Genomic DNA, 19,673 nt, shown 5'->3' with positions numbered 1-19,673 from the left:
GCCCACCGCCCGTCACAGCGCCGGATTCAGCACGGTCAGGTCCGACCCGTACGGATCGTCCGCGCGCACGACGACGATCGAGATGTTGTCGCGGCCGCCGCCCTTCAGCGCGAGGTCGAGCAAGGTGTCGGCGGCGACGCGGCAGTCGGACGACGCGAGCGCGGCGGCGATGTCGTCGTCGCCGACGTGGTTCGTCAAGCCGTCGCTGCACAGCAGGAAGATGTCGCCGTCGGCGACCGGCACGCCGCCGCCGTCGAGTTCAAAGGCATCGACGGCGCCGACGGCGCGCGTGATCAGGTTCTGCGCGGCGGCCGCCTCTTCCGCGCTGTACTCGCCGCGGGCCTTCAGCTCCTCGAGCTGGCTGTGGTCGCGGGTCAGCAGCTTCAGCCGGCGGCCGCGGTAGAGGTAGAGGCGGCTGTCGCCCGCCCACAGGTAGGCGCAGTAGTTGCCGCAGTCCAACAGCGCGACGACCGTGCTGCCGATGAGCGGCACTTCCCGCCGGAGCGCTTCGCCGCGCAGTTCGCGGTTCACGCGCTGCAACGCCTCGCGCGCGGCGGTGACGCGGTCGCTCGGACGGTCGCACTGCGGGAGCGCGTCGAGCGCGGCAACGACGCTCGCGCTCGCGAGATCGCCGGCCTCGTGCCCGCCCATGCCGTCGGCAACCGCCCACAGCCCGCGCTCCGGCCGGTCGAGGTATGCGTCCTCGTTGGTTTCGCGGACCAGGCCGACGTGGCAGCGCGCAACCGACTGCCAGCGGATGCGGTTCCCCCCGCTCACGGCCGCCGCCGCTCAGCCGTCGTGCGCCGCGGTCGGGACGCTCGGCGGCATCACGGCGCACTCACGGACACCTGCTTGCCGAGGTCGGCGTTCTCGCCGAGCGTGACACTGATCGTCGAGCCGGGGGCCGAGTTCTTGACGTCGACAACCTGGAACTGGTTGATCATCTGATCGGCGTAGAAGTTGTTCGTGACCTGGTAGAGGTTGATCGCGGAGCCGAAGCTCGGCTTCGCGGACACGTACGGGCGGATCCAGCCGAACACCCACGGTGCGCCGCCGCCGCGGATCGCCGCGAGCGCGTCGCGGTCGAGGTTGCGGCTGAGCGACAGATCGTTGATCGCGATCGAAGCCATGATCGATCTCCTGTGAATGCGTTTCGCGGCACGCGCGCCCGGCGGCAGCGCGGGCCGGACTCGGCGCCGAAGCGCCTCTGTTTAGTCCTGACCGGACCACCTGATCCCGTTCCCGGCCGCCGGATCGGTCCCCGGCAGGCAAATACCGTTCGGGCTGAGCTTGTCGAAGCCCGCTTTGCGCGAGGCGCCGTTCGACGAGCCTGGAGCTTGCTGACGGACTCAGCGGAAACGGCGGCGCCGTTTCATCGCCGGCTACTTGAACAGCACGCTCGGCGACGGTCGCCGCGACGAGTCCTGCCGCCCCGACGCGGCGGCCGGGCGGGCGGCGCGTGTCGGACGCGACGGACGCGACGGACTCGCGCCGCGCAACCGCGCCCCGCCGATAACCGCGCGCATCGCCTCGCGGTCGAGGTCGACGTTTTCCGGCAGATCCTTGATGACGATCGTGGCCATGGCTTGTTCCTCGCAAAGTGCGGTCGGGGTGAGGCCGGTCCTGCCTCAGTATAGGTCACCGCTGATACCCGTCCGGGCCGCGGCGGTGACGACGGAAGCCGCGAGGCTCCCGTCGTTGCGCCGGCTAGACGGTCAAACCCGCGTTCGCGACTTGCGCCGCGTTCAGGTCCAGCTTGAAGCCGAGGTCCGCGCCGAGGACGCCGATGTTGTTGAGGGCGTTGACCTCGATCTGTTGGAACTGCGCGATCGTCTGGTCGATGTCGACATTGACGTTGACGTTTGCGAACGGCGAATGCGCGGGGGAGGCGAGCTTGCCACCACGGACGTCCGACATCGCCTTGCTGCCGAGCGTCTCGCTGTGGGCCAGATCGCGAATCGTGATCGACGACATGATGTACTCCTTGAAAGGGTGGGGTCGGTGGAGGTGCGGACGCCCCCACCTCGTCGTCCGGAATCAGAACGTCACGTTGTTCGTGATGTCGGCGTGCTGCTTCGCGGTGACCGGCACCGACGGCGAGGCCATGCCGCCGAGCACGGCGACGTTGGTGTTGACGTCGGTCAGCACGCTCTGGCCCTGGTTGATCTCCTGCTTCGCGTCGAACGAGAAGTTCTTCACGGAGCTGTTGGAGTAGCCGTACCACGGGAAGGGGCCCATTCTCATGCCGCCGCGCACGTCGCTCATCGCGGCGCGGCTCAGTTCTTCGGTCACGGACAGGTCGGTGATGGTCAGCGCTTTCATTTCGATTCTCCTGATACGTCCTGGGGTTGGGGATTTGCGTCGAGCACTTCGTGCGCTCGACGGACCTATCGCAGGGAGCGTGCCAGCGCTGCTCGAAGCTGATCGGTAGATCTATAAGTTGTTGAAAAGAATGGGGTGTTGGCGAATTCTCGAGGCCTGGTCGCCCACCCACGCGAGCGCCTTGGCACGCCGCTGACGGGTCGCGGCGAACAGATTCCGCGCGACTGTGTGCGCGGAGGCAACAGGTTTCGTTGCTTCCCGCTCCGCTTCCGCGTGCGTTGGTCATGCGCCTGTCGACCGCCGCACGCGGAGCGATCCCGCACTGCCTTGAACCGAGCAGGGGCGCACGCTAAATTACCGGCCGACTGCCCGGCGCACGTGCCGCTGGCCCCATTCCCCGCATCACGCACAACGGCGCGACGCGCCGCGAGCGTCATGACAGGCGTGTCGCCAATACCCCAGCCGCTTTCGATCACGTGCCGAACGGGCGTGCGCGTGGCGCGAGAACCGCGGAGAAGATCAATGAAGAAGGCGGGAGCGCTGCTGTTCGCGAGCGCATGGATCGTCGCGGGAACGGCCTGCTCGCCGCCCCCGACCGGGGAAAAGGCGCCCCGGACGGTGCTCGTGCACACGGTGGCGCAGGCGATGGCGGTGCCCACCCTGAACGTCTATACCGGCGACGTGCGCGCGCGCCACGAAACCGACCTTGCGTTCCGGATCGGCGGCAAGATCGTGGAGCGTAGCGTCGATGTCGGCGAACGGGTCCGGCGCGGTGACGTGCTCGCGCGGCTCGATCCGCAGGACGTTCGCCTCGCCGCGAACGCCGCGGCGTCCCGGGTCGCGGCAGCCGAAGCCGACCTCGCCCTCGCGCGCGCCGAACTCGAACGTGGCCAGAGCCTGCGCGGACGCAATTTCATCAGCGAATCGGCGCTCGACACCCGGCGCACCACGATGCAGGCCGCCGCGGCCCGTCTGCGGCAGGCGCGCGCCGAGGCCGCGAGCGCCGGCAACCAGACGGAGTACGCGTCGCTCGCGGCCGATCGCGACGGCGTCGTCGTCGCGACCCCGGCCGAGGCCGGCGAAGTCGTGGCCGCGGGCCAGGCGGTCGCGCGCGTCGCGCGGCTCGACGAGCGCGAAGTGTCGATCAACGTCCCCGAAAGCCGAGTCGCCGCGATCGCGGTCGGCAGCGGCGCGACCGTGCGCCTGTGGTCGGCGCCCCAGCGCGAATACGCCGGCACGGTGCGGGAAATCGCACCCGCGGCCGACCCGACGACGCGGTCGTACGCGGTACGCGTCAGCGTCCCGCACGCCGACGCCGCGCTGTCGCTCGGCGCGACGGCGACCGTCGCCTTCGCCGCGCCGTCGGACGTGCAGGCGGTGCTGCCGCTGCCGGCGCTGACGCGCATCGACGGGCAGCCCGTCGTCTGGATCGTCGACGACAGGTCGACCGTACATCCGGTCCGCGTCGAGCCGGGCGAGTTCCGCGAGGGCGGCGTCGGGATCCGCGGAGGCCTTTCCGCCGGCGTGCGCGTCGTCGTCGCGGGCGTGCATCGACTCGTCGAAGGCGAGACCGTGCGGGCGGTGGACACGGCCGCCCCCGTGTCGCTGGACGTGAGCCGATGAGCGGCGACGCGGGGACCGGCCACGGTGGCGCCGACCACGGCCGCTTCAATATCTCCGAATGGGGGCTACGGCATCAATCACTGGTGCTGTACTTCATCATCGTGCTGACGGTGATCGGGATGTTCTCGTACCGGCAGCTCGGGCAGTCCGAAGATCCACCTTTCACGTTCAAGGCGATGATCGTGCGCGCCGAGTGGCCGGGTGCGAGCGCGGAGGAGGTCGCGCGGCAGGTCACCGACGAGATCGAGAAGAAGCTGCAGGAGATCCCGCAGGCGGACATCATCCGCAGCTATTCGAAACCGGGCGAATCGATGGTGTTCTTCATCGCCAAGGATTCGACGCACGCGCGCGACATTCTCGGCGTCTGGTACCAGGTCAGGAAGAAGATCGGCGACATCCGCCACCTGCTGCCGCAGGGCGTCGTCGGCCCGTTCTTCAACGACGAGTTCGGCGACACCTACGGCAACATCTTCGCGGTCGTCGGCGACGGGCTCCACTATGCGGACCTCAAGCGTTACGCGGAGGCGATCCGCGGCGAGCTGCTGCGCGTGCCGGACGTCGCGAAGGTGAGCCTCTTCGGCGAGCAGCCCGAGCGCGTCTACATCGAGTTGTCAAACACCAAGCTCGCGACGTTCGGGCTGTCGCTGCGCGAGTTCGTCGATGCGCTCGCGGGCCAGAACGCGGTCAGCGGCGCCGGGTTCTTCGAGACCGCCGACGAGCGCGTGTGGTTGCGGCCGACCGGCTCTTTCGACGACCTCGACGCGATCCGCGACACCGTGATCCGCGCGCAAGGCCGCGCGTTTCGCCTCGGCGACGTCGCCGAAGTGAAGCGTGGCTTCGCCGATCCGCCGCGCGAGCGCATGCGCTTCAAGGGGCAGGATGCGCTCGGGGTCGGCGTGTCGATGCGAGCCGGCGGCGACATCATCGCGCTCGGGCGCCGCCTCGATCACGCCGTCGCGCGGATCACGGCGCAGTTGCCGGTCGGCGTCAGCCTCGAACGCGTCGCCGACCAGCCGCACGCGGTCAGCCGCTCGGTTAACGAGTTCGTCCAGGTGCTGGCCGAAGCGGTCGTCATCGTGATGGCGGTGAGCCTGCTGTCGCTCGGTTTTCGCACCGGCGTCGTCGTGCTGATCATCATCCCGGTCGTGCTCGCGATCACCTTCCTGTTCATGAACGTGTTCGGCATCGGCCTGCACAAGATCTCGCTCGGCGCGCTGATCCTCGCGCTCGGCCTGCTCGTCGACGACGCGATCATCGCCGTCGAGATGATGGCGACGAAGATGGAAGAGGATTGGGAGCGCGTGAAGGCGGCGAGCTTCGCGTATTTCTCGACCGCGATGCCGATGCTGTCGGGCACGCTCATCACCGCCGCGGGCTTCCTGCCGATCGCGACCGCGGCGTCCGGGACCGGCGAATACACGCGCTCGATCTTCCAGGTGACGGTGATCGCGCTACTGGTGTCGTGGGTCGCCGCCGTGCTGTTCGTGCCCTACCTCGGCTATCACCTGCTGCCGGATTTCCGTGCGCAGCGCAGCCGGCCGTCGCTGCTCGCGCGCGTCGGCGCGCGGATCTCGCCGCGGCTCGGGCGCTTCTTCGCTGAGCGCGCCGCGTACGGACACGAAGTGCACGACGAGTACGCGATCTACCACACGCGTTTCTACACGCGTTTTCGCGCGCTCGTGACCTGGTGCGTCGCCCACCGCTGGATCGTGATCGTCGCGACGGTGCTGATGTTTGTCGGTTCGATCTTCGTCTTCGGCCGCTTCGTGCCACAGCAGTTCTTCCCGGATTCGACGCGGCCGGAGCTGCTCGTCGACCTGCGCCTCGCCGAAGGCGCGTCGCACGAGGCGACCGAGCTCGCGGTGAAGCGGCTCGAAGCCTTCCTCGGCGAGCAGGACGGCATCGAGAACTACGTCGCGTGGCTCGGCGGCGGCAGCCCGCGCTTCTATCTGCCGCTCGACCAGCAGCTCGCGCAGACGAATTTCGCGCAATTCGTCGTTCTCGCGAACGATTCCGCGGCGCGCGAGGCGGTGCGGGCGAAGCTGCTGCGCTATTTCGTCGAGGCGCCCGACGGCGTGCTCGGCGTCGTCAACCGGCTCGAAAACGGTCCGCCGGTCGGCTTTCCCGTGCAATACCGCGTCAGCGGACTCGATTTCGACGAGATGCGGCGCATCGCGCACGAGGTCGCCGCCGCGATGCGCGCGCATCCCGAGCTGTCGAACGTGCATCTCGACTGGGAGGAGCCGTCGAAGCGGGTGCGCCTGAAGATCGACCAGGACAAGGCGCGGCTCGTCGGCCTCTCCAGCGAGGACATCGCGAACCTGCTGAACACGTCGCTGCAGGGGCGCGCGGTGACGCAGTTCCGCGAAGGCACCGAGACGATCGACGTCGTGCTGCGCGGCGCCGAATCCGAGCGCGTGCATCTCGGGCTGCTGCCCGACCTCGCGATTCCGACCGCGAGCGGGCGCAGCGTGTCGCTCGCGCAGATCGCCACGCCCGAATACGGCTTCGAGCAGGGGGTGATTTGGCGGCGCAACCGGCTGCCGACGATCACGGTGCGCGCGAACCTGTATGGCCACGTGCAGCCCGCGGTCGTCGTGGGCGAACTCGCCGGCCAAATCGGCGAACTGCGCGCCAAAATCCCGCTCGGCTACCGCATCGAGGTAGGCGGCTCGGTCGAGGAGAGTGCGAAGGGCGGCAGCTCGGTCGCGGCGGGCCTGCCGCTCTTCCTGCTCGTCGTGCTGACGGTGCTGATGCTGCAGCTGCGTAGCTTCTCGCAGATGTTCATGGTGCTGCTGACCGCGCCGCTCGGGCTGATCGGCGTCACCGCGTTCCTGCTGCTGTTCGACAAGCCGTTCGGTTTCGTCGCGATGCTCGGCACGATCGCGCTGTCGGGGATGATCATGCGGAACTCGGTGATTCTCGTCGACCAGATCCGCCAGGATCTCGCCGCGGGGCGCAGCACCTGGGACGCGATCGTCGAATCGACGGTGCGCCGTTTCCGTCCGATCACGCTGACCGCGGCCGCGGCGATCCTCGCGATGATTCCGCTGTCGTGCAGCGCGTTCTTCGGCCCGATGGCGGTCGCGATCATGGGCGGGCTCACCGTCGCGACGCTGCTGACGATGCTGTTCCTGCCGGCGCTCTACGCGGCGTGGCATCACGTCACGCGGGAGCCGAAAGCGTGAGGGCAGACGCGATCCCGCGCGCATCCGGACGAGTGCAGGTGCGATAGAATGCTGAGGTTTTTGTTTGTTCGCGCGCTTTATTAGCGTGTGCTAATATTTGCTCAGGAAGCCCAAAATGAATTTCGAACAAGCCCGCTTCAATATGGTCGAGCAGCAGATCCGCCCGTGGGAGGTGCTGGATCAGGACGTGCTCGATCTCCTGATGGCGGTCCGGCGCGAGGAATTCGTCCCCGCCGCGTACAAGACCCTCGCGTTCGCGGACATCGAGATCCCGATCGGCTGCGGGCAAGTCATGCTCAAGCCGGCCGTCGAGGGGAAGATCCTGCAGGCGCTGCAACTGAAGCGCTCGGACACGGTGCTCGAAATCGGCGCCGGCACGGGCTACTTCGCCGCGCTGCTCGCGAGCTGCACCGACTGGGTGCGCACGATCGACATCGAGCCGGAGCTCGTCAAGCTCGCCGCCGAGAACCTCAACCGTTACGGCGTGCAGAACGTCATCGTCGAGGACGGCGATGCCGCGACCGGCTGGAGCGAGCGTGCGCCGTACGACGTCATCGTCGTCTCCGGCGGGCTGCCGATGCTGTCGGAATCGCTGCTCGCGCAGCTGAAGGTCGGCGGCCGCATGTTCGCGTTCGTCGGCGAGGCGCCGGTGATGAAAGCGCGGCTCGTGACCCGCGTCGGCGAGACCGAATACACGAACGAAGACATCTTCGAAACCGTCGTGCCGATGCTGAAGAACGCGCCGCGCCCCGACGGATTCCGTTTCTGAGGGACCGACCCTTCCCCGCGAGCCGGACGGGCGACGGAAGTCGGAACGCTTGATCGAGGACTGACATGCGCCAGATGACCGTTGCCGAACTTGCCGAGCGGCTCGCCGTGGGCGGCGACAAACCCGTCCTGCTCGACGTGCGCGAGCCGTGGGAATTCGAGATCTGCCACATCGAAGGCTCGCAGCCGATGCCGATGGGCTCGGTGCCGGCGCGCGCCGGCGAACTCGATGCGCAGGCCGAAACCGTGGTCGTCTGCCATCACGGCGGACGCAGCGCCCAGGTCGGGATGTTTCTCGAACGCCAGGGTTTCCGGAACGTCATCAACCTCGCGGGCGGTGTCGCGGCATGGGCCGCGCAGGTCGACCCGGCGATGCCCCGTTACTGAACCGGAAGGAAAACGCATGAAGCGCGTCATTGCCACGCTCGCGGCGGGACTGTTTCCGCTCGCGGCCGGGGCCGCGGATCTGCTCGAGGTCTATCGGGACGCGCTGGCGAACGACGCGCGTTATGCGTCGGCCCGTGCGCAGTTCGACGCCGGGCAGGAGCGCGTCGTCCAGGCTCGCGCCGGGCTGCTGCCGGTTATCGGCGCCTCAGCCGATACGATCTGGAACGACACCGACAGCAATATCTTCGGCAAGCGCCGCTACAACACGAACTCGTACGGCGTGCAACTGACGCAGCCGCTGTTCCGCTGGCAGAACTGGGTCCAATACAAGCAGGGCGAACTGCAGACGGCGCTCGCCGGCGTGCAGTTCGGGCAGGCGCGCCAGGATCTCGTGCTGCGCGTGTCCCAAGCCTACTTCGACGTCCTCACCTCACAGGACGTGCTGAATGCGCAGACGCAACTGCGCACCGCCGCCGCCGAGCAACTCGATCTCGCGAAGACGAGCTTCGAGGTCGGCACCGTGACGATCACCGACGTCCACGAAGCGCAGTCGCGTTTCGATCTCGCCGTCGCGCAGGAAATCGCCGCGCAGAACGACCTCGACGTGCGGCGCCACACGCTCGCGCAGATCATCGGCAAGCCGCCCCAGCCGCTCGCCGGACTGCGCACCGGCGTCGCGCTCTCGCGCCCGCAACCCGACAGCATTCTCGAGTGGGCCGGCGCGGCAGAGCAGGGCGCCTACGGCGTGCAGGTCCAGCAGATCACCCGCGAGATCGCGGAGCGCGAAGTTCAGGTCGCCCGCGCCGGCCACTACCCGACCGTCGATCTCGTCGCGACCTACGGCGAGCAGAATTCGGGGATCGCCAGTTCGAGCAGCCAGGCCATCCGCGGCGGCACGAACACCGACGCGCAGACGATCGGCGTGCGGATGAATCTCCCGTTGTTTCAGGGCGGCGCGGTGTCGTCGCGCGAGCGCGAAGCCGCGGCGCTCCGGGTGCGGGCCGACTCTGATCTCGACGACGCGCGGCGCAGTGCGGCGCTCGCCGCGCGCGAAGCCTATCTCTCCGTCACCAGCGGCACCGCGCAGGTGCGCGCGCTCGAAGCCGCCGAAGTCTCATCCCGCTCCGCGCTCGAAGCGAACCGCCTCGGCTACGAAGTGGGCGTGCGCATCAACATCGACGTGCTGAACGCGCAAAGCCAGCTCGCCGACACCCAGCGCCAGCTCGCCCGCGCCCGCTACGACACGCTGCTCGCGCAACTGCGCCTGAAAGCCGCCGCAGGCACCCTCGGCGAAGAAGACATCCAACTGATCAACGGCCTCCTCGCCGAGGACCCCACGAGCTTCGCCCCGGCGCAGCTCGGGACGGAGCGTTAGCCGGCGGGCGCGTCTGACCTTCGTCACCCCGCGCCGGCTACGCCTCGCCCCCGTCTCCGAGCATCTTCTCGAGGATCTCCATCGTCCGTTCCGTCGCGCCGCGGTGCGCGCCGGCGAACCGCCGCCCGGCGTCGCCCATCTCCTCCCGCCGTGCATCGTCGGCGAGCAGCGCGATCGCCGCGTTCATGCCTTCGGCGACATCGCTCGCCCGCAGCGCCGCGCCGGCCGCGACCGCCTGTTCGGCGACGAGCGTGAAATTGAAGGTGTGCGGACCGAGCACGACAGGAGTGCCGACTGCGCACGCCTCGATCAGGTTCTGGCCGCCGAAGGGCAGCCAGCTGCCGCCGATCAGCGCGACGTCCGCCGCAACGTAATACGCGAACATCTCGCCCATCGAGTCGCCGAGCCACACCCGAGTGGCCGGATCAACCCGACGGTCGTCCGAGCGTCGCTGGAATCGCAACCCGCGCGCCTCGACCAAGCCCGCGACCTCGTCGAAGCGCTGCGGATGCCGCGGCACCAGCGTGAGCAGTGCGTCGGCAGGGGCAGCGGCCGCGAACGCATCGAGAATCACCGGCTCCTCACCTTCGCGCGTGCTTGCCGCGAGAATCACCGGCCGGGCGCCGAAGCGCGCGCGAAAAGTTTCGCCGAGCCGCAACTGCGGATCGGGCGGCGCGATATCGAACTTGATGTTGCCGGTGACGGCGACGCGGCGACCGCCCAGCGCGGCAAGCCGTCGCGCGTCCGCATCGGTCTGCGCGCCCACCGCGCTCAACGCGCCCAGTGTGAGCCGGGTCAGCGTCGGCCAGCGTGCATAACGCGCCGCCGAACGCTCCGACAGGCGCGCGTTCGCGAGCAGCACCGGGACGTCGCGACGACGGCACGCCGCGAGCAGATTCGGCCACAGCTCCGTTTCCAGGATCAGCCCCGCGACCGGCCGGAAATGCCGCAGGAAACGCGCCGAAAAGAACCCGAGGTCGTACGGCAGATAGACGCGCAGCACGCGCGGGTCGTCGCCGAACAAGGCCTCCGAGGTCGCCCGGCCGGTCGGGGTCATGTGGGTCAGCACGATGTGGCGTTCCGGCCAGCGCGCGAGCAACGCACGCACCAGAGGCTCGGCCGCGCGCGTCTCGCCGACCGACACCGCGTGCACCCAGAATGCCGGCGCGCCCGTGCGCACGCGGTAGTGCCCGAAGCGCTCGGCCACATGCTGCAAATACTCCGGCTGCCGCCGCGCCCGCCACACTAGGCGCAACAGCACGGCCGGCAGCGCAAAAATCCAGAGCAAGGTGTAGAGCAGACGGGCGATCATCGGCGGTCGTCGAAAGGCGGGACGCAAGTATAGCCGGCAGCATGAGGCGGTTTTTTGTAACCGAAGATATGCCGGGCGGCAGCCGAATTCGCCATGCGATAATTTCGCCATTCGATCCGGATCGGCGGGATGGCAAATGAAAATACTCGTAACAGGCGCAGCCGGCTTCATCGGCATGCACACGTGTCAGGTCTTGCTAGCGCGGGGCGACGAAGTCGTCGGCCTGGATAACCTGAATGATTATTACGATCCCCGCCTCAAAGAGGCGCGCCTCGCGCGCCTCACGCCGCACAAGCGCTTTCGCTTCGTAAAACTCGACGTCGCCGACCGGCCGGGAGTCGAGCGCCTGTTCGCCGAGGAATGGTTCGACCGCGTCATCCACCTCGCCGCGCAAGCCGGCGTGCGCTATTCGCTGCAGAACCCGCACGCCTACGTCGAAAGCAACCTCGTCGGCTTCATGAACATCCTCGAAGGCTGCCGTCACAATAGCGTCGAGCACCTCGTCTACGCGAGCAGCTCCAGCGTCTACGGCGGCAACACGCTGATGCCGTTCTCCGAGCACCACAGCGTCGATCACCCGGTCAGCATCTACGCGGCGACGAAGAAGGCCAACGAGCTGATGGCCCACACCTACAGCCACCTCTACGGCCTGCCGACGACCGGCCTGCGCTTCTTCACCGTCTACGGCCCGTGGGGCCGGCCGGACATGGCGCTGTTCCTGTTCACGAAAGCCATTCTTGAAGGCCGTCCGATCGACGTCTTCAACCACGGCAAGATGAAGCGCGACTTCACCTACATCGACGACATCGTCGAAGGCGTGGTCCGCACCCTGGACCGAACCGCCGCCCCCGACCCCGCCTTCAACCCCCTAGAACCTGATCCCGCCCGCAGCAACGCGCCCTACCGCGTCTTCAACATCGGCAACCACGACCCCATGCCGCTGATGGACTTCGTCGAAGCGATCGAAGACGCGCTCGGGAAGAAAGCGGAGAAGAACTTCCTGCCGCTGCAGGACGGGGATGTGCCGGCGACGTATGCCGAGACGGCGGAGCTGAATGCGTGGACGGGGTTCAAGCCTGGGACGAGCGTGAGGGAGGGGGTGGGGAGGTTTGTGGAGTGGTATCGGGGGTATTACGGCCTTTAATTGCTTACTGAATTCGAGATCGATCGCGAGGGCTCAGGGTCAGGCTCAGCCGCCGTTTGTCAAGTGCTGAAGTTAGCCCCGCAACAGGCTATTACTTTCGTTCAGTTCCGAGCGTGACGGGCACCGTGCGATAATTCTGCGGCTTTTCAGGCGGTTGCGGATGGTTGAGGCTTTCCCCGGGTCGTTCTGAAGTTTGCATCTTTCGAGCCACCCGTGACAACCATGAATCATCCCTCGAACTCCGCCCTGCGGGCTGACCAGCCCTCCGTGATAGACAACGACGAAATCAGCTTGCTTGAGCTATGGGTCATTCTTGTCCGGCGCAAGCTGTGGGTATTGTCGGCGCTTGCCATATGCATGGGAGGCGCAGTCGGCTATCTGCTGGTGAAAACCCCAGTTTATGAAGCGCGCATCAAACTACGCATCGGACAGGTCGCTGGAGCGGGTCTATTCGAACTTCCGGAGGTCCTGTCATCGCGCCTTCTCGCAATGCACGGTGAAGACGCCGCCGACGGGGTCAAGCGAGAACGGCCGTTTCTGAAGCAGGCTTCAGTGCCGAAAAGCATTCCGGCTACGGTCGAACTTGTCGCGGAGGCGGACAGCCCCGCTGATGCCGTGGCGCTGCTAGCGCGTGTCTTCACCGAAGTACAGAAGACACACGATCAGACCTTCCGCGCAAATCTTCGCCTCATGAACGAGCGCATTCAAAATCTCGATGCGCAGCGGGTCGCCTTGCAACAGCAGTTCGATGATGCGTCAGGTCTGATCGAACAATTGAAACCGCGCGATCCCGTCCAGGCCTCCCTGATCATGCTGGAGCGGGGCCGAATCTCCGTTTCCATGAACGATTTGGACGCCGAGAAGCCCGCCCTTGCACAGAAGCTCACGCCGCCGCAAACGCAGTCTACCGAACTGCTCGGCGAGGTCGTCGCGCCCGAGAAGGCCGCAGCACCAAAGCGTGTGCTTGTTTTAACCCTCGCGCTCGTTCTTGGGTTGATAGGTGGTGTGCTCCTCGCGTTCATTGTCGAGTTTCTTTCGAAAGCCCGCGAAAGACGCGGTTCTCCTATCGATTGCGCCACAGATTCATCAGCTCGCCGTGACGCGTAGTCATGAGTTTATGCGACAGTGCGCTCTTGTTCCGTTAATGAAAATGGGGGTGTTAGCGCGGGAGGAACTGTCGTGCCGTCTTTCAGAGGGGTGGAACACGAGGCGCGATCTTGCGCAGCTTCGTTTGACAGCGTCGCCGAAGCGCGAAGACCGACTTGTGCAGTTGTCTGAGGCGCTGAAGGTCGCACAGGCAGTTGGATTGACTGACCCCGAGATCACGAATGGGCGTCTTCCAGAGCAGGAGGAGTTGTGCCCGTGGATGGACGGGAGTCAGCTCTACGCTCGCGGGACGAGATTGCTTCGCGCCGAATTGGACGTGCTGAAAGCGCGCGAAAGTGGCGATCCTTTCATCGTCAACTTACGAAATACTCAGGCGCGCCTGCGGCAGCTGAATTCGATCCAGCTCGATTCGAAATCGGAACGCGTATTCAATGCCGACGGCGAAATACTCGTTCATGCAAAACCGGTTGCTCCGAAGAAGGCGCTTATCGTTGCACTCGCAGTTGTTCTCGGTTTGATTTGCGGGATCGCGGTTGCTTTTGCCGCCGAGTTTCTTGTGAAAGCGAGCGAAGGTGCTTCAGTCCGCCGACTCAGGAACCGAACCTCCCTGACCAAAACTGTTGCCGTTGACTAACCTAACGGCCCGAATAATACGCATATATGGATTCTTCGTCGGCGTCGGTCATGACAAGGCATCGCTCCCTCTCCCTGGTCGATCGGTTCAGAGAGCGCGAATACGAGGTTACAATTCTGCGTGCGTTGTCGTCCTTTAGGAGGGTTATGTCGCGCGCGCGAACCGCAGCTCGTATTGCCGAACTAAAGGCTGCGACTGAAGATCGTGCGGCAACTACCCGCACCACCCATACCCGGGGGGCAATGGGGACGTTTGTGAGCGTAACGTCGATTTGGACATGTTCGTCGGTATCGTTGCCGCCCATGCGGCTGCCCGTGCTCGAACAATCACTTACCCCGAGGCGTATGCGCCTGAATAATGAGCCTGAATGACGTGAAATCTATTTTTCTAGTAGCGGGTGCTCGTCCTAACTTCATGAAGATCGCTCCGCTCGTTCGCGCTCTGCGCGCGGATGGGCGCCTCGGTTGGCAATTGATTCACACAGGTCAGCACTACGATCGCGACATGAATGACGTGTTTTTTGAGGAGTTAGGAATCCCTAAGCCCGACGTTTTCATGGGGTGCGGCGGCGGTTCCCACGCCGAACAGACGGCAAAGGTTATGGTGGGCTTCGAGGCGCTATGCCTAGAGCGCAAACCTGATTGTGTCTTAGTCGTCGGGGATGTCAATTCGACTCTCGCCTGCGCTATCGTCGCCAAGAAACTGCAGATCCCCGTTGCCCATGTGGAGGCGGGCTTACGTAGCGGCGACCGCTCTATGCCCGAGGAAATCAATCGTCTGGTGACCGATGCTATCTCGGACTTGTTTTTCGTCACTGAACCATCGGGTGTCGAGCACTTGGTTCGAGAAGGCAAGAGTTTGTCGGCCGTTCATCATGTGGGCCACGTGATGGCCGACAACGTTCTCTATCAGGCCGCCCAGTCTCCCGTGGTGAGTTATTCCGCGCCTTGTGAAGTGGCGGAATTTAAGGAGCTCTACGGACGAGGGCGATACGGCGTCATTACGCTACATAGACCAAGCAATGTGGATGACGGTAGTACCTTCTCTGCAATCGGCGGGGCGCTACGGGAATTTTCGCGGGAGCTGCCGTTAATTTTTCCGGTGCATCCTCGCACACGGAGCAACCTTGAGCGCTTTGGAATTGACCTTGGAGCGCGCATTACGCTGGTCGGTCCGCAGCCCTATATGTCATTTCTGAACTTGTGGAAGGATGCAGGTGTCGTGCTGACCGACAGCGGAGGGCTCCAGGAAGAAACGACCGTGCTCGGCGTGCCATGCCTCACACTGCGCGAGAATACCGAGCGGCCGATCACTCTTGACGAGGGCACCAACGTGCTCGTTGGCACCAACCCGCACGCAATTCTTCGCGAGGCACGTGCTGTGCTGGCGGGGCGCGGCAAGTGTGGGCGACGCCCAAAGCTCTGGGACGGTCGGGCCGCTGAGCGAATTGTCTCCACGCTGGTCCGTGAACTCGGCGTCATCTGATTCGGATAACACTATCATGACCACCATTGCAGTCATTGGACTTGGCTATGTGGGCTTGCCCTTAGCCGTGGAGTTCGGCAAGAAGTATCGGACCTTCGGTATTGATCTCTCCGAACAGAAGGTTGCCGCCTACCGCGACTTCCATGACCCGACCGGCGAAGTGTCGTCGGATGATTTGCGCGCTGCAATGCTGCTGTCGTGTCAGACGAACCCTGAAGTCCTGCGCGAGGCTGATTTCATCGTCGTTGCTGTTCCCACACCGGTGGACTACGCTCATCAGCCTGATTTTGCACCTCTAGTAAAATCCTCAGAATCGGTCGGCAAACACATCAAGCGTGGAGCGGTGGTCGTGTTCGAATCCACCGTCTACCCGGGGGCGACCGAAGAAGTTTGCATTCCGGTTATCGAGAAGTACTCCGGGCTAAAATGGAAACGGGACTTCTTCGTTGGCTACAGTCCGGAGCGTATCAACCCTGGGGACAAAGAGCGTACGCTCACCAAGATCGTGAAGGTTGTTTCGGGCGACACACCAGAAACGCTCGAGAAGATGAAGGGACTGTACGAATCAATCATTGATGCCGGCGTATATCCAGCATCAAGCATCAAGATCGCTGAGGCCGCCAAGGTGATCGAGAATACACAGCGCGATTTGAACATCGCGCTGATGAACGAATTGGCGGTGATCTTCCACAGCATCGGCATCGATACGCTCGAAGTTCTTAAGGCAGCCGGCACGAAGTGGAATTTTCTGCCCTTCCGCCCGGGGCTGGTTGGCGGACACTGCATCGGCGTCGATCCGTATTACTTGACACACAAAGCGGAGATGCTTGGTTACCACCCCCAAGTCATTCTCGCCGGTCGTCGGATTAACGACAGCATGGGCAAGTACATAGCTGAGCAGACGATCAAGCAGATGATAGTTAACGACCTCCCGGTCAGGGGCGCCGATGTCATTGTGCTCGGACTCACCTTCAAGGAAAACTGTCCCGACCTACGTAACAGCAAGGTAATCGACGTCATTCGTGAACTTCAGACGTACGGGGTAAGCGTGCACGTGCACGACCCGATCGCCGAGGGCTCCGAAGCCGAGCACGAATACGGAGTGAGCCTTACGCCTTGGAATGACCTGCCGAAGGCCTCGGCTATCGTTGCGGCCGTGAACCACAAGGAGTACGCACAGTTGAGCGTGACCGCGCTGTCGAACAAGTTGTTGCGCGCTGGAGTGGTCATCGACGTAAAAGGGGCTCTTCCGTCCGAAGAATTGCAGCAAGCAGGAATTCCTGCCTGGCGTCTCTAATTAGCTACCGGCATTGATACACAGTTACTATGCAGAAACGAGCACTGATCACCGGTATAACCGGTCAAGACGGCGCCTACCTGAGCGAATTGCTCCTTGGTAAGGGATACAAGGTTTTCGGAACCTATCGCAGAACGAGCTCCGTTAACTTCTGGCGTCTTGATGAGTTGGGGATTACTCACCATCCCGATCTTGAACTTGTTGAATTCGATTTGACGGACCCCTCCGGCATTATCCGCCTCCTGCAACGCATTGACGTCGCAGAGGTGTACAACCTTGCGGCTCAGAGCTATGTGGGCGTTTCCTTCGATCAACCCATGACGACGGCGCAGATTACTGGGGTGGGTGCCCTGAACCTACTAGAGGCGATTCGAATCGTGAATCGAAACGTCCGTTTCTACCAAGCCTCTACGTCAGAAATGTTCGGACTGGTACAAGAAGTTCCGCAACGCGAAAGCACGCCGTTCTATCCCCGTAGCCCGTATGGCGTGGCTAAACTCTTTGCGCACTGGTCAACTGTTAACTACCGTGAGGCATATGGTCTCTTTGCGACCAGCGGTATCTTGTTCAATCATGAGTCTCCGCTGCGCGGTAAGGAATTTGTGACGCGCAAGATTACCGATGCCGTCGCAAGGATCGCGCAAGGAAAGCTTGAGCATCTCGAACTCGGTAATCTCGATGCCCGCCGGGACTGGGGATTTGCCAAGGAATATGTAGAGGGCATGTATCGCATGCTGCAGGCTGATCGACCTGGCACATATGTTCTTGCGACCAACCGCTCTGAGACAGTCCGCGATTTCGTGACGATGAGTTTTCAGGCTGCAGGAATGAAAATCGAATGGTCCGGCTCCGGTGTCGATGAGATTGGTATCGATGTTCGAAGCGGCACTCAGCGCGTTCAAGTCAATCCTCGCTTTTATCGTCCGGCCGAAGTCGAACTACTGATTGGTGATCCGAGTCTCGCGCTTCGAGAGCTCGGCTGGTCCCCGAAGACTACTCTCGAAGAACTATGTCATTCGATGGTCGATGCCGACATGCGAAGGGTGAAACGTGGATTTTCTTGATAACCGTAGGGTCCTGATCACCGGCATTTCAGGCTTCACCGGCACACACTTGTCCCACTCGCTTGCCGCTGCGGGTTGGGAGGTGCTCGGACTTGGTCAGCATCGACTCCATGCCGGAGATGCCCATCTGGATGCGGATCTGCTGGATACGGTAAAGATTGCCGATTGGCTCGTGAACGCGAGGCCGACCCACATCGTCCATCTTGCGGCACTTGCGCATGTTGTCGGTGACCCTTTGTCGTTTTACCGAACAAACGTGCTCGGGACTGAGAGTTTGCTCGAAGCAATCGCAGCGGCTGGCCTAAAGCCCAGAAAAGTGATACTTGCGAGCAGCGCGAATATTTACGGAAACGCGCAGCGCAGTCCCATCCGTGAGTCCGATCCGATAAAGCCGGTCAATCACTACGCGTTAAGCAAAGCCGCGATGGAAATGGTCGCGATGAAGTGGTTTGGGCGCATGCCGATTATTATCGTACGGCCGTTCAATTATACGGGCCCGGGACAATCAGAAGCATTCGTTTTTCCCAAAATCGTAGCCGCATTTCAGCGACGTGATCCGGTTCTGCGTCTGGGCAACCTCGACGTCGCGCGAGATCTTTCCGACATACGGTTTATTGTCGAGGCCTATGTGCGTCTCCTGATATCCGATGCCGTTTCGGAGGCCTTCAACATCTGTTCCGGTCGTAGCGTCACGCTACTTTCGGTTCTTGACTTGATGGCTGATGTCGCCGGTTACCGCCCCGAGATCGAGATCGATCCGACCTTCGTGCGGCGGGACGAGATCAAGGATCTATGCGGCGATCCCTCACGGCTAGTCGAACGGGTCGGGCCAATTGACCCTATTCCACTTCGCGAAACCCTGGTGTCGATGTACAACGCATTTGGTGAGCAGGGACCTGCTATTTCCTGTGCCTCGAATTTGAGGAACTGAATTGCGAATCTGCTTCTTTGCCAACATGTCAGGTCACGCCAACTGGCGCGAGGTATTCGAAAAGGTCGAGTTCTACCGGGTCGATATCCGATTACTTCGCGAGTTGGGGCACGATGTCGTGCTGTCTGGTGGACCTGGATCGATCGACTGGCATGCCGATGCCTATTTCTGCTGGTGGTGGGGGCATGCGGCGCTCCCGCTGCTGGTCGGTAAGCTGCGACGCAAACCTGTGCTGGTGACGGGGGCGTTCGACTATTCGGCCTGTCGCACCGAACTTCCAGGACTCTGTTATCTCGACCGGCCCGAGTGGCAGAAGGTGATGTTGCGAAGTGCCTTGCGCTTCGCCGATCGGAATCTTTTCATCTCGCGTTTTGAATATGACGAAGTGACGACCAACCTACGCGTTCGCCATCCAGTGTCCGCCCCTCTGGCGATCGATACGGCCTTTTATCGTCCGAACGACAGACGGGGCGCGCTCGACAACTATTTCTTTACGGTGTCGTGGACAAGCTATACCAATGCTGTGCGTAAGGGCTTGGTCGCCACCTTAGAAGCATTCGCACGCCTCGCTGCGGAACTGCCGCATTGTCGACTGCTGGTGGCAGGAAAGCCCGGCGATCATCAGGGAGCACTGGAGCAACGGGCACGGCAGCTCAAAATTGGGGATCGGGTCCAGTTTCTTGGGATGATTTCCGACGAGGAAAAACGTGAGCACTACAGGCGCTGTGTCGCCTATGTCCAGCCCACGCTGCACGAGGGCTTCGGCCATGCGATCGCGGAGGCCATCGCGTCAGGTGCACGGGTTGTAGTTTCGCCACGTGGTGCGGTACCCGAGGTTGCTGGGGCCTACGCGACTTGGGTCGATCCCCTTGATATCGAGTCCATCCATCAGGGCATGCTCAAGGTTCTGACTGAACCTTGGCAGGCCTCTGAGGCCGATCAGCGACACCAGTGGATTGACAGGAATTTTTCGATGGAGCAGCGGCGCGGCACCCTGCGTCGGGTTATTGATGGTCTGTGCGTGTGAAGCCAACAG

19 protein-coding genes are annotated in these 19,673 nt (G+C 63.6%); 13 read left to right on the top strand and 6 right to left on the bottom strand.

The window, feature by feature from the left end; translation table 11 throughout:
• Positions 1–12 precede the first annotated feature (12 nt).
• From ROZ37_RS14105 to ROZ37_RS14085, 5 genes are all read right to left on the bottom strand, one after another.
• Positions 13–777 (bottom strand): protein phosphatase 2C domain-containing protein, encoded by a 765-nt coding sequence (locus tag ROZ37_RS14105; RefSeq protein WP_312660210.1) that lies wholly within the window; start codon positions 775–777, stop codon positions 13–15.
• A 50-nt stretch (positions 778–827) separates the two neighbouring features.
• The gene (locus tag ROZ37_RS14100; protein WP_312660209.1) at positions 828–1,130 is read right to left on the bottom strand and encodes a hypothetical protein; all 303 of its coding nucleotides are present in this window, start codon (positions 1,128–1,130) and stop codon (positions 828–830) included.
• Between the two features lie 252 nt (positions 1,131–1,382).
• On the bottom strand, positions 1,383–1,583 hold the full coding sequence (locus ROZ37_RS14095) for a hypothetical protein (protein ID WP_312660207.1): 201 nt from the start codon (positions 1,581–1,583) through the stop codon (positions 1,383–1,385).
• A 124-nt stretch (positions 1,584–1,707) separates the two neighbouring features.
• The gene (locus ROZ37_RS14090; RefSeq protein WP_312660206.1) at positions 1,708–1,974 is read right to left on the bottom strand and encodes a hypothetical protein; all 267 of its coding nucleotides are present in this window, start codon (positions 1,972–1,974) and stop codon (positions 1,708–1,710) included.
• 63 nt (positions 1,975–2,037) lie between these two features.
• Complete coding sequence (locus tag ROZ37_RS14085; RefSeq protein WP_312660204.1) at positions 2,038–2,322, bottom strand: hypothetical protein; 285 nt, start codon at positions 2,320–2,322, stop codon at positions 2,038–2,040.
• A 522-nt stretch (positions 2,323–2,844) separates the two neighbouring features.
• On the opposite strand from ROZ37_RS14085, the gene ROZ37_RS14080 reads away from it, so the two are divergent.
• From ROZ37_RS14080 to ROZ37_RS14060, 5 genes are all read left to right on the top strand, one after another.
• Positions 2,845–3,945, top strand: coding sequence for an efflux RND transporter periplasmic adaptor subunit (locus ROZ37_RS14080; protein WP_312660202.1), 1,101 nt, complete (start codon positions 2,845–2,847; stop codon positions 3,943–3,945).
• Positions 3,942–7,133 (top strand): efflux RND transporter permease subunit, encoded by a 3,192-nt coding sequence (locus ROZ37_RS14075; protein ID WP_312660201.1) that lies wholly within the window; start codon positions 3,942–3,944, stop codon positions 7,131–7,133. The genes ROZ37_RS14080 and ROZ37_RS14075 overlap by 4 nt, the downstream gene beginning before the upstream one ends.
• A 115-nt stretch (positions 7,134–7,248) precedes the next feature.
• A complete protein-coding gene (locus ROZ37_RS14070) occupies positions 7,249–7,902 on the top strand; it encodes a protein-L-isoaspartate O-methyltransferase (protein WP_312660200.1) in 654 nt (217 codons plus the stop codon).
• Positions 7,903–7,967: 65 nt separating this feature from the next.
• Positions 7,968–8,288 carry a rhodanese-like domain-containing protein gene (locus tag ROZ37_RS14065; RefSeq protein WP_312660199.1) on the top strand — a complete coding sequence of 107 codons (321 nt, stop codon included), beginning with the start codon at positions 7,968–7,970 and terminating at the stop codon, positions 8,286–8,288.
• A 16-nt stretch (positions 8,289–8,304) separates the two neighbouring features.
• Positions 8,305–9,663 carry a TolC family outer membrane protein gene (locus ROZ37_RS14060; protein ID WP_312660198.1) on the top strand — a complete coding sequence of 453 codons (1,359 nt, stop codon included), beginning with the start codon at positions 8,305–8,307 and terminating at the stop codon, positions 9,661–9,663.
• A 37-nt stretch (positions 9,664–9,700) separates the two neighbouring features.
• Here ROZ37_RS14060 and waaA read toward each other — a convergent pair whose 3' ends face one another.
• Positions 9,701–10,975: a lipid IV(A) 3-deoxy-D-manno-octulosonic acid transferase gene (waaA, locus tag ROZ37_RS14055; protein ID WP_312660196.1), complete on the bottom strand. Its 1,275-nt coding sequence runs from the start codon at positions 10,973–10,975 to the stop codon at positions 9,701–9,703.
• 136 nt (positions 10,976–11,111) lie between these two features.
• Here waaA and ROZ37_RS14050 point away from each other — a divergent pair, with 136 nt between their 5' ends.
• The 8 genes from ROZ37_RS14050 to ROZ37_RS14015 all read left to right on the top strand — a co-directional run bounded on the left by ROZ37_RS14050 (position 11,112) and on the right by ROZ37_RS14015 (position 19,664).
• The gene (locus ROZ37_RS14050) at positions 11,112–12,119 is read left to right on the top strand and encodes an NAD-dependent epimerase (protein WP_312660195.1); all 1,008 of its coding nucleotides are present in this window, start codon (positions 11,112–11,114) and stop codon (positions 12,117–12,119) included.
• A 222-nt stretch (positions 12,120–12,341) separates the two neighbouring features.
• Complete coding sequence (locus tag ROZ37_RS14045; protein WP_312660194.1) at positions 12,342–13,226, top strand: Wzz/FepE/Etk N-terminal domain-containing protein; 885 nt, start codon at positions 12,342–12,344, stop codon at positions 13,224–13,226.
• A gap of 37 nt (positions 13,227–13,263) precedes the next feature.
• Positions 13,264–13,860, top strand: a complete 597-nt coding sequence (locus ROZ37_RS14040; protein ID WP_312660193.1) for a GNVR domain-containing protein — start codon at positions 13,264–13,266, stop codon at positions 13,858–13,860.
• A gap of 357 nt (positions 13,861–14,217) precedes the next feature.
• Complete coding sequence (wecB, locus tag ROZ37_RS14035; RefSeq protein WP_312660192.1) at positions 14,218–15,345, top strand: non-hydrolyzing UDP-N-acetylglucosamine 2-epimerase; 1,128 nt, start codon at positions 14,218–14,220, stop codon at positions 15,343–15,345.
• A 16-nt stretch (positions 15,346–15,361) separates the two neighbouring features.
• On the top strand, positions 15,362–16,642 hold the full coding sequence (locus tag ROZ37_RS14030; protein ID WP_312660191.1) for a nucleotide sugar dehydrogenase: 1,281 nt from the start codon (positions 15,362–15,364) through the stop codon (positions 16,640–16,642).
• Between the two features lie 29 nt (positions 16,643–16,671).
• On the top strand, positions 16,672–17,706 hold the full coding sequence (gene gmd, locus ROZ37_RS14025; protein WP_312660190.1) for a GDP-mannose 4,6-dehydratase: 1,035 nt from the start codon (positions 16,672–16,674) through the stop codon (positions 17,704–17,706).
• On the top strand, positions 17,693–18,637 hold the full coding sequence (locus ROZ37_RS14020; protein ID WP_312660188.1) for a GDP-mannose 4,6-dehydratase: 945 nt from the start codon (positions 17,693–17,695) through the stop codon (positions 18,635–18,637). Before gmd ends, ROZ37_RS14020 begins: the two co-directional genes overlap by 14 nt.
• A 1-nt stretch (position 18,638) precedes the next feature.
• Positions 18,639–19,664 carry a glycosyltransferase gene (locus ROZ37_RS14015; RefSeq protein WP_312660187.1) on the top strand — a complete coding sequence of 342 codons (1,026 nt, stop codon included), beginning with the start codon at positions 18,639–18,641 and terminating at the stop codon, positions 19,662–19,664.
• Positions 19,665–19,673 lie beyond the last annotated feature (9 nt).

Source organism: Aromatoleum sp., assembly GCF_032027225.1.
Classification (GTDB): Bacteria; Pseudomonadota; Gammaproteobacteria; order Burkholderiales; family Rhodocyclaceae; genus Aromatoleum.
The sequence above is the reverse complement of the archived record's forward strand: the minus strand, read 5'-3'. Positions and strand labels throughout refer to the sequence as shown.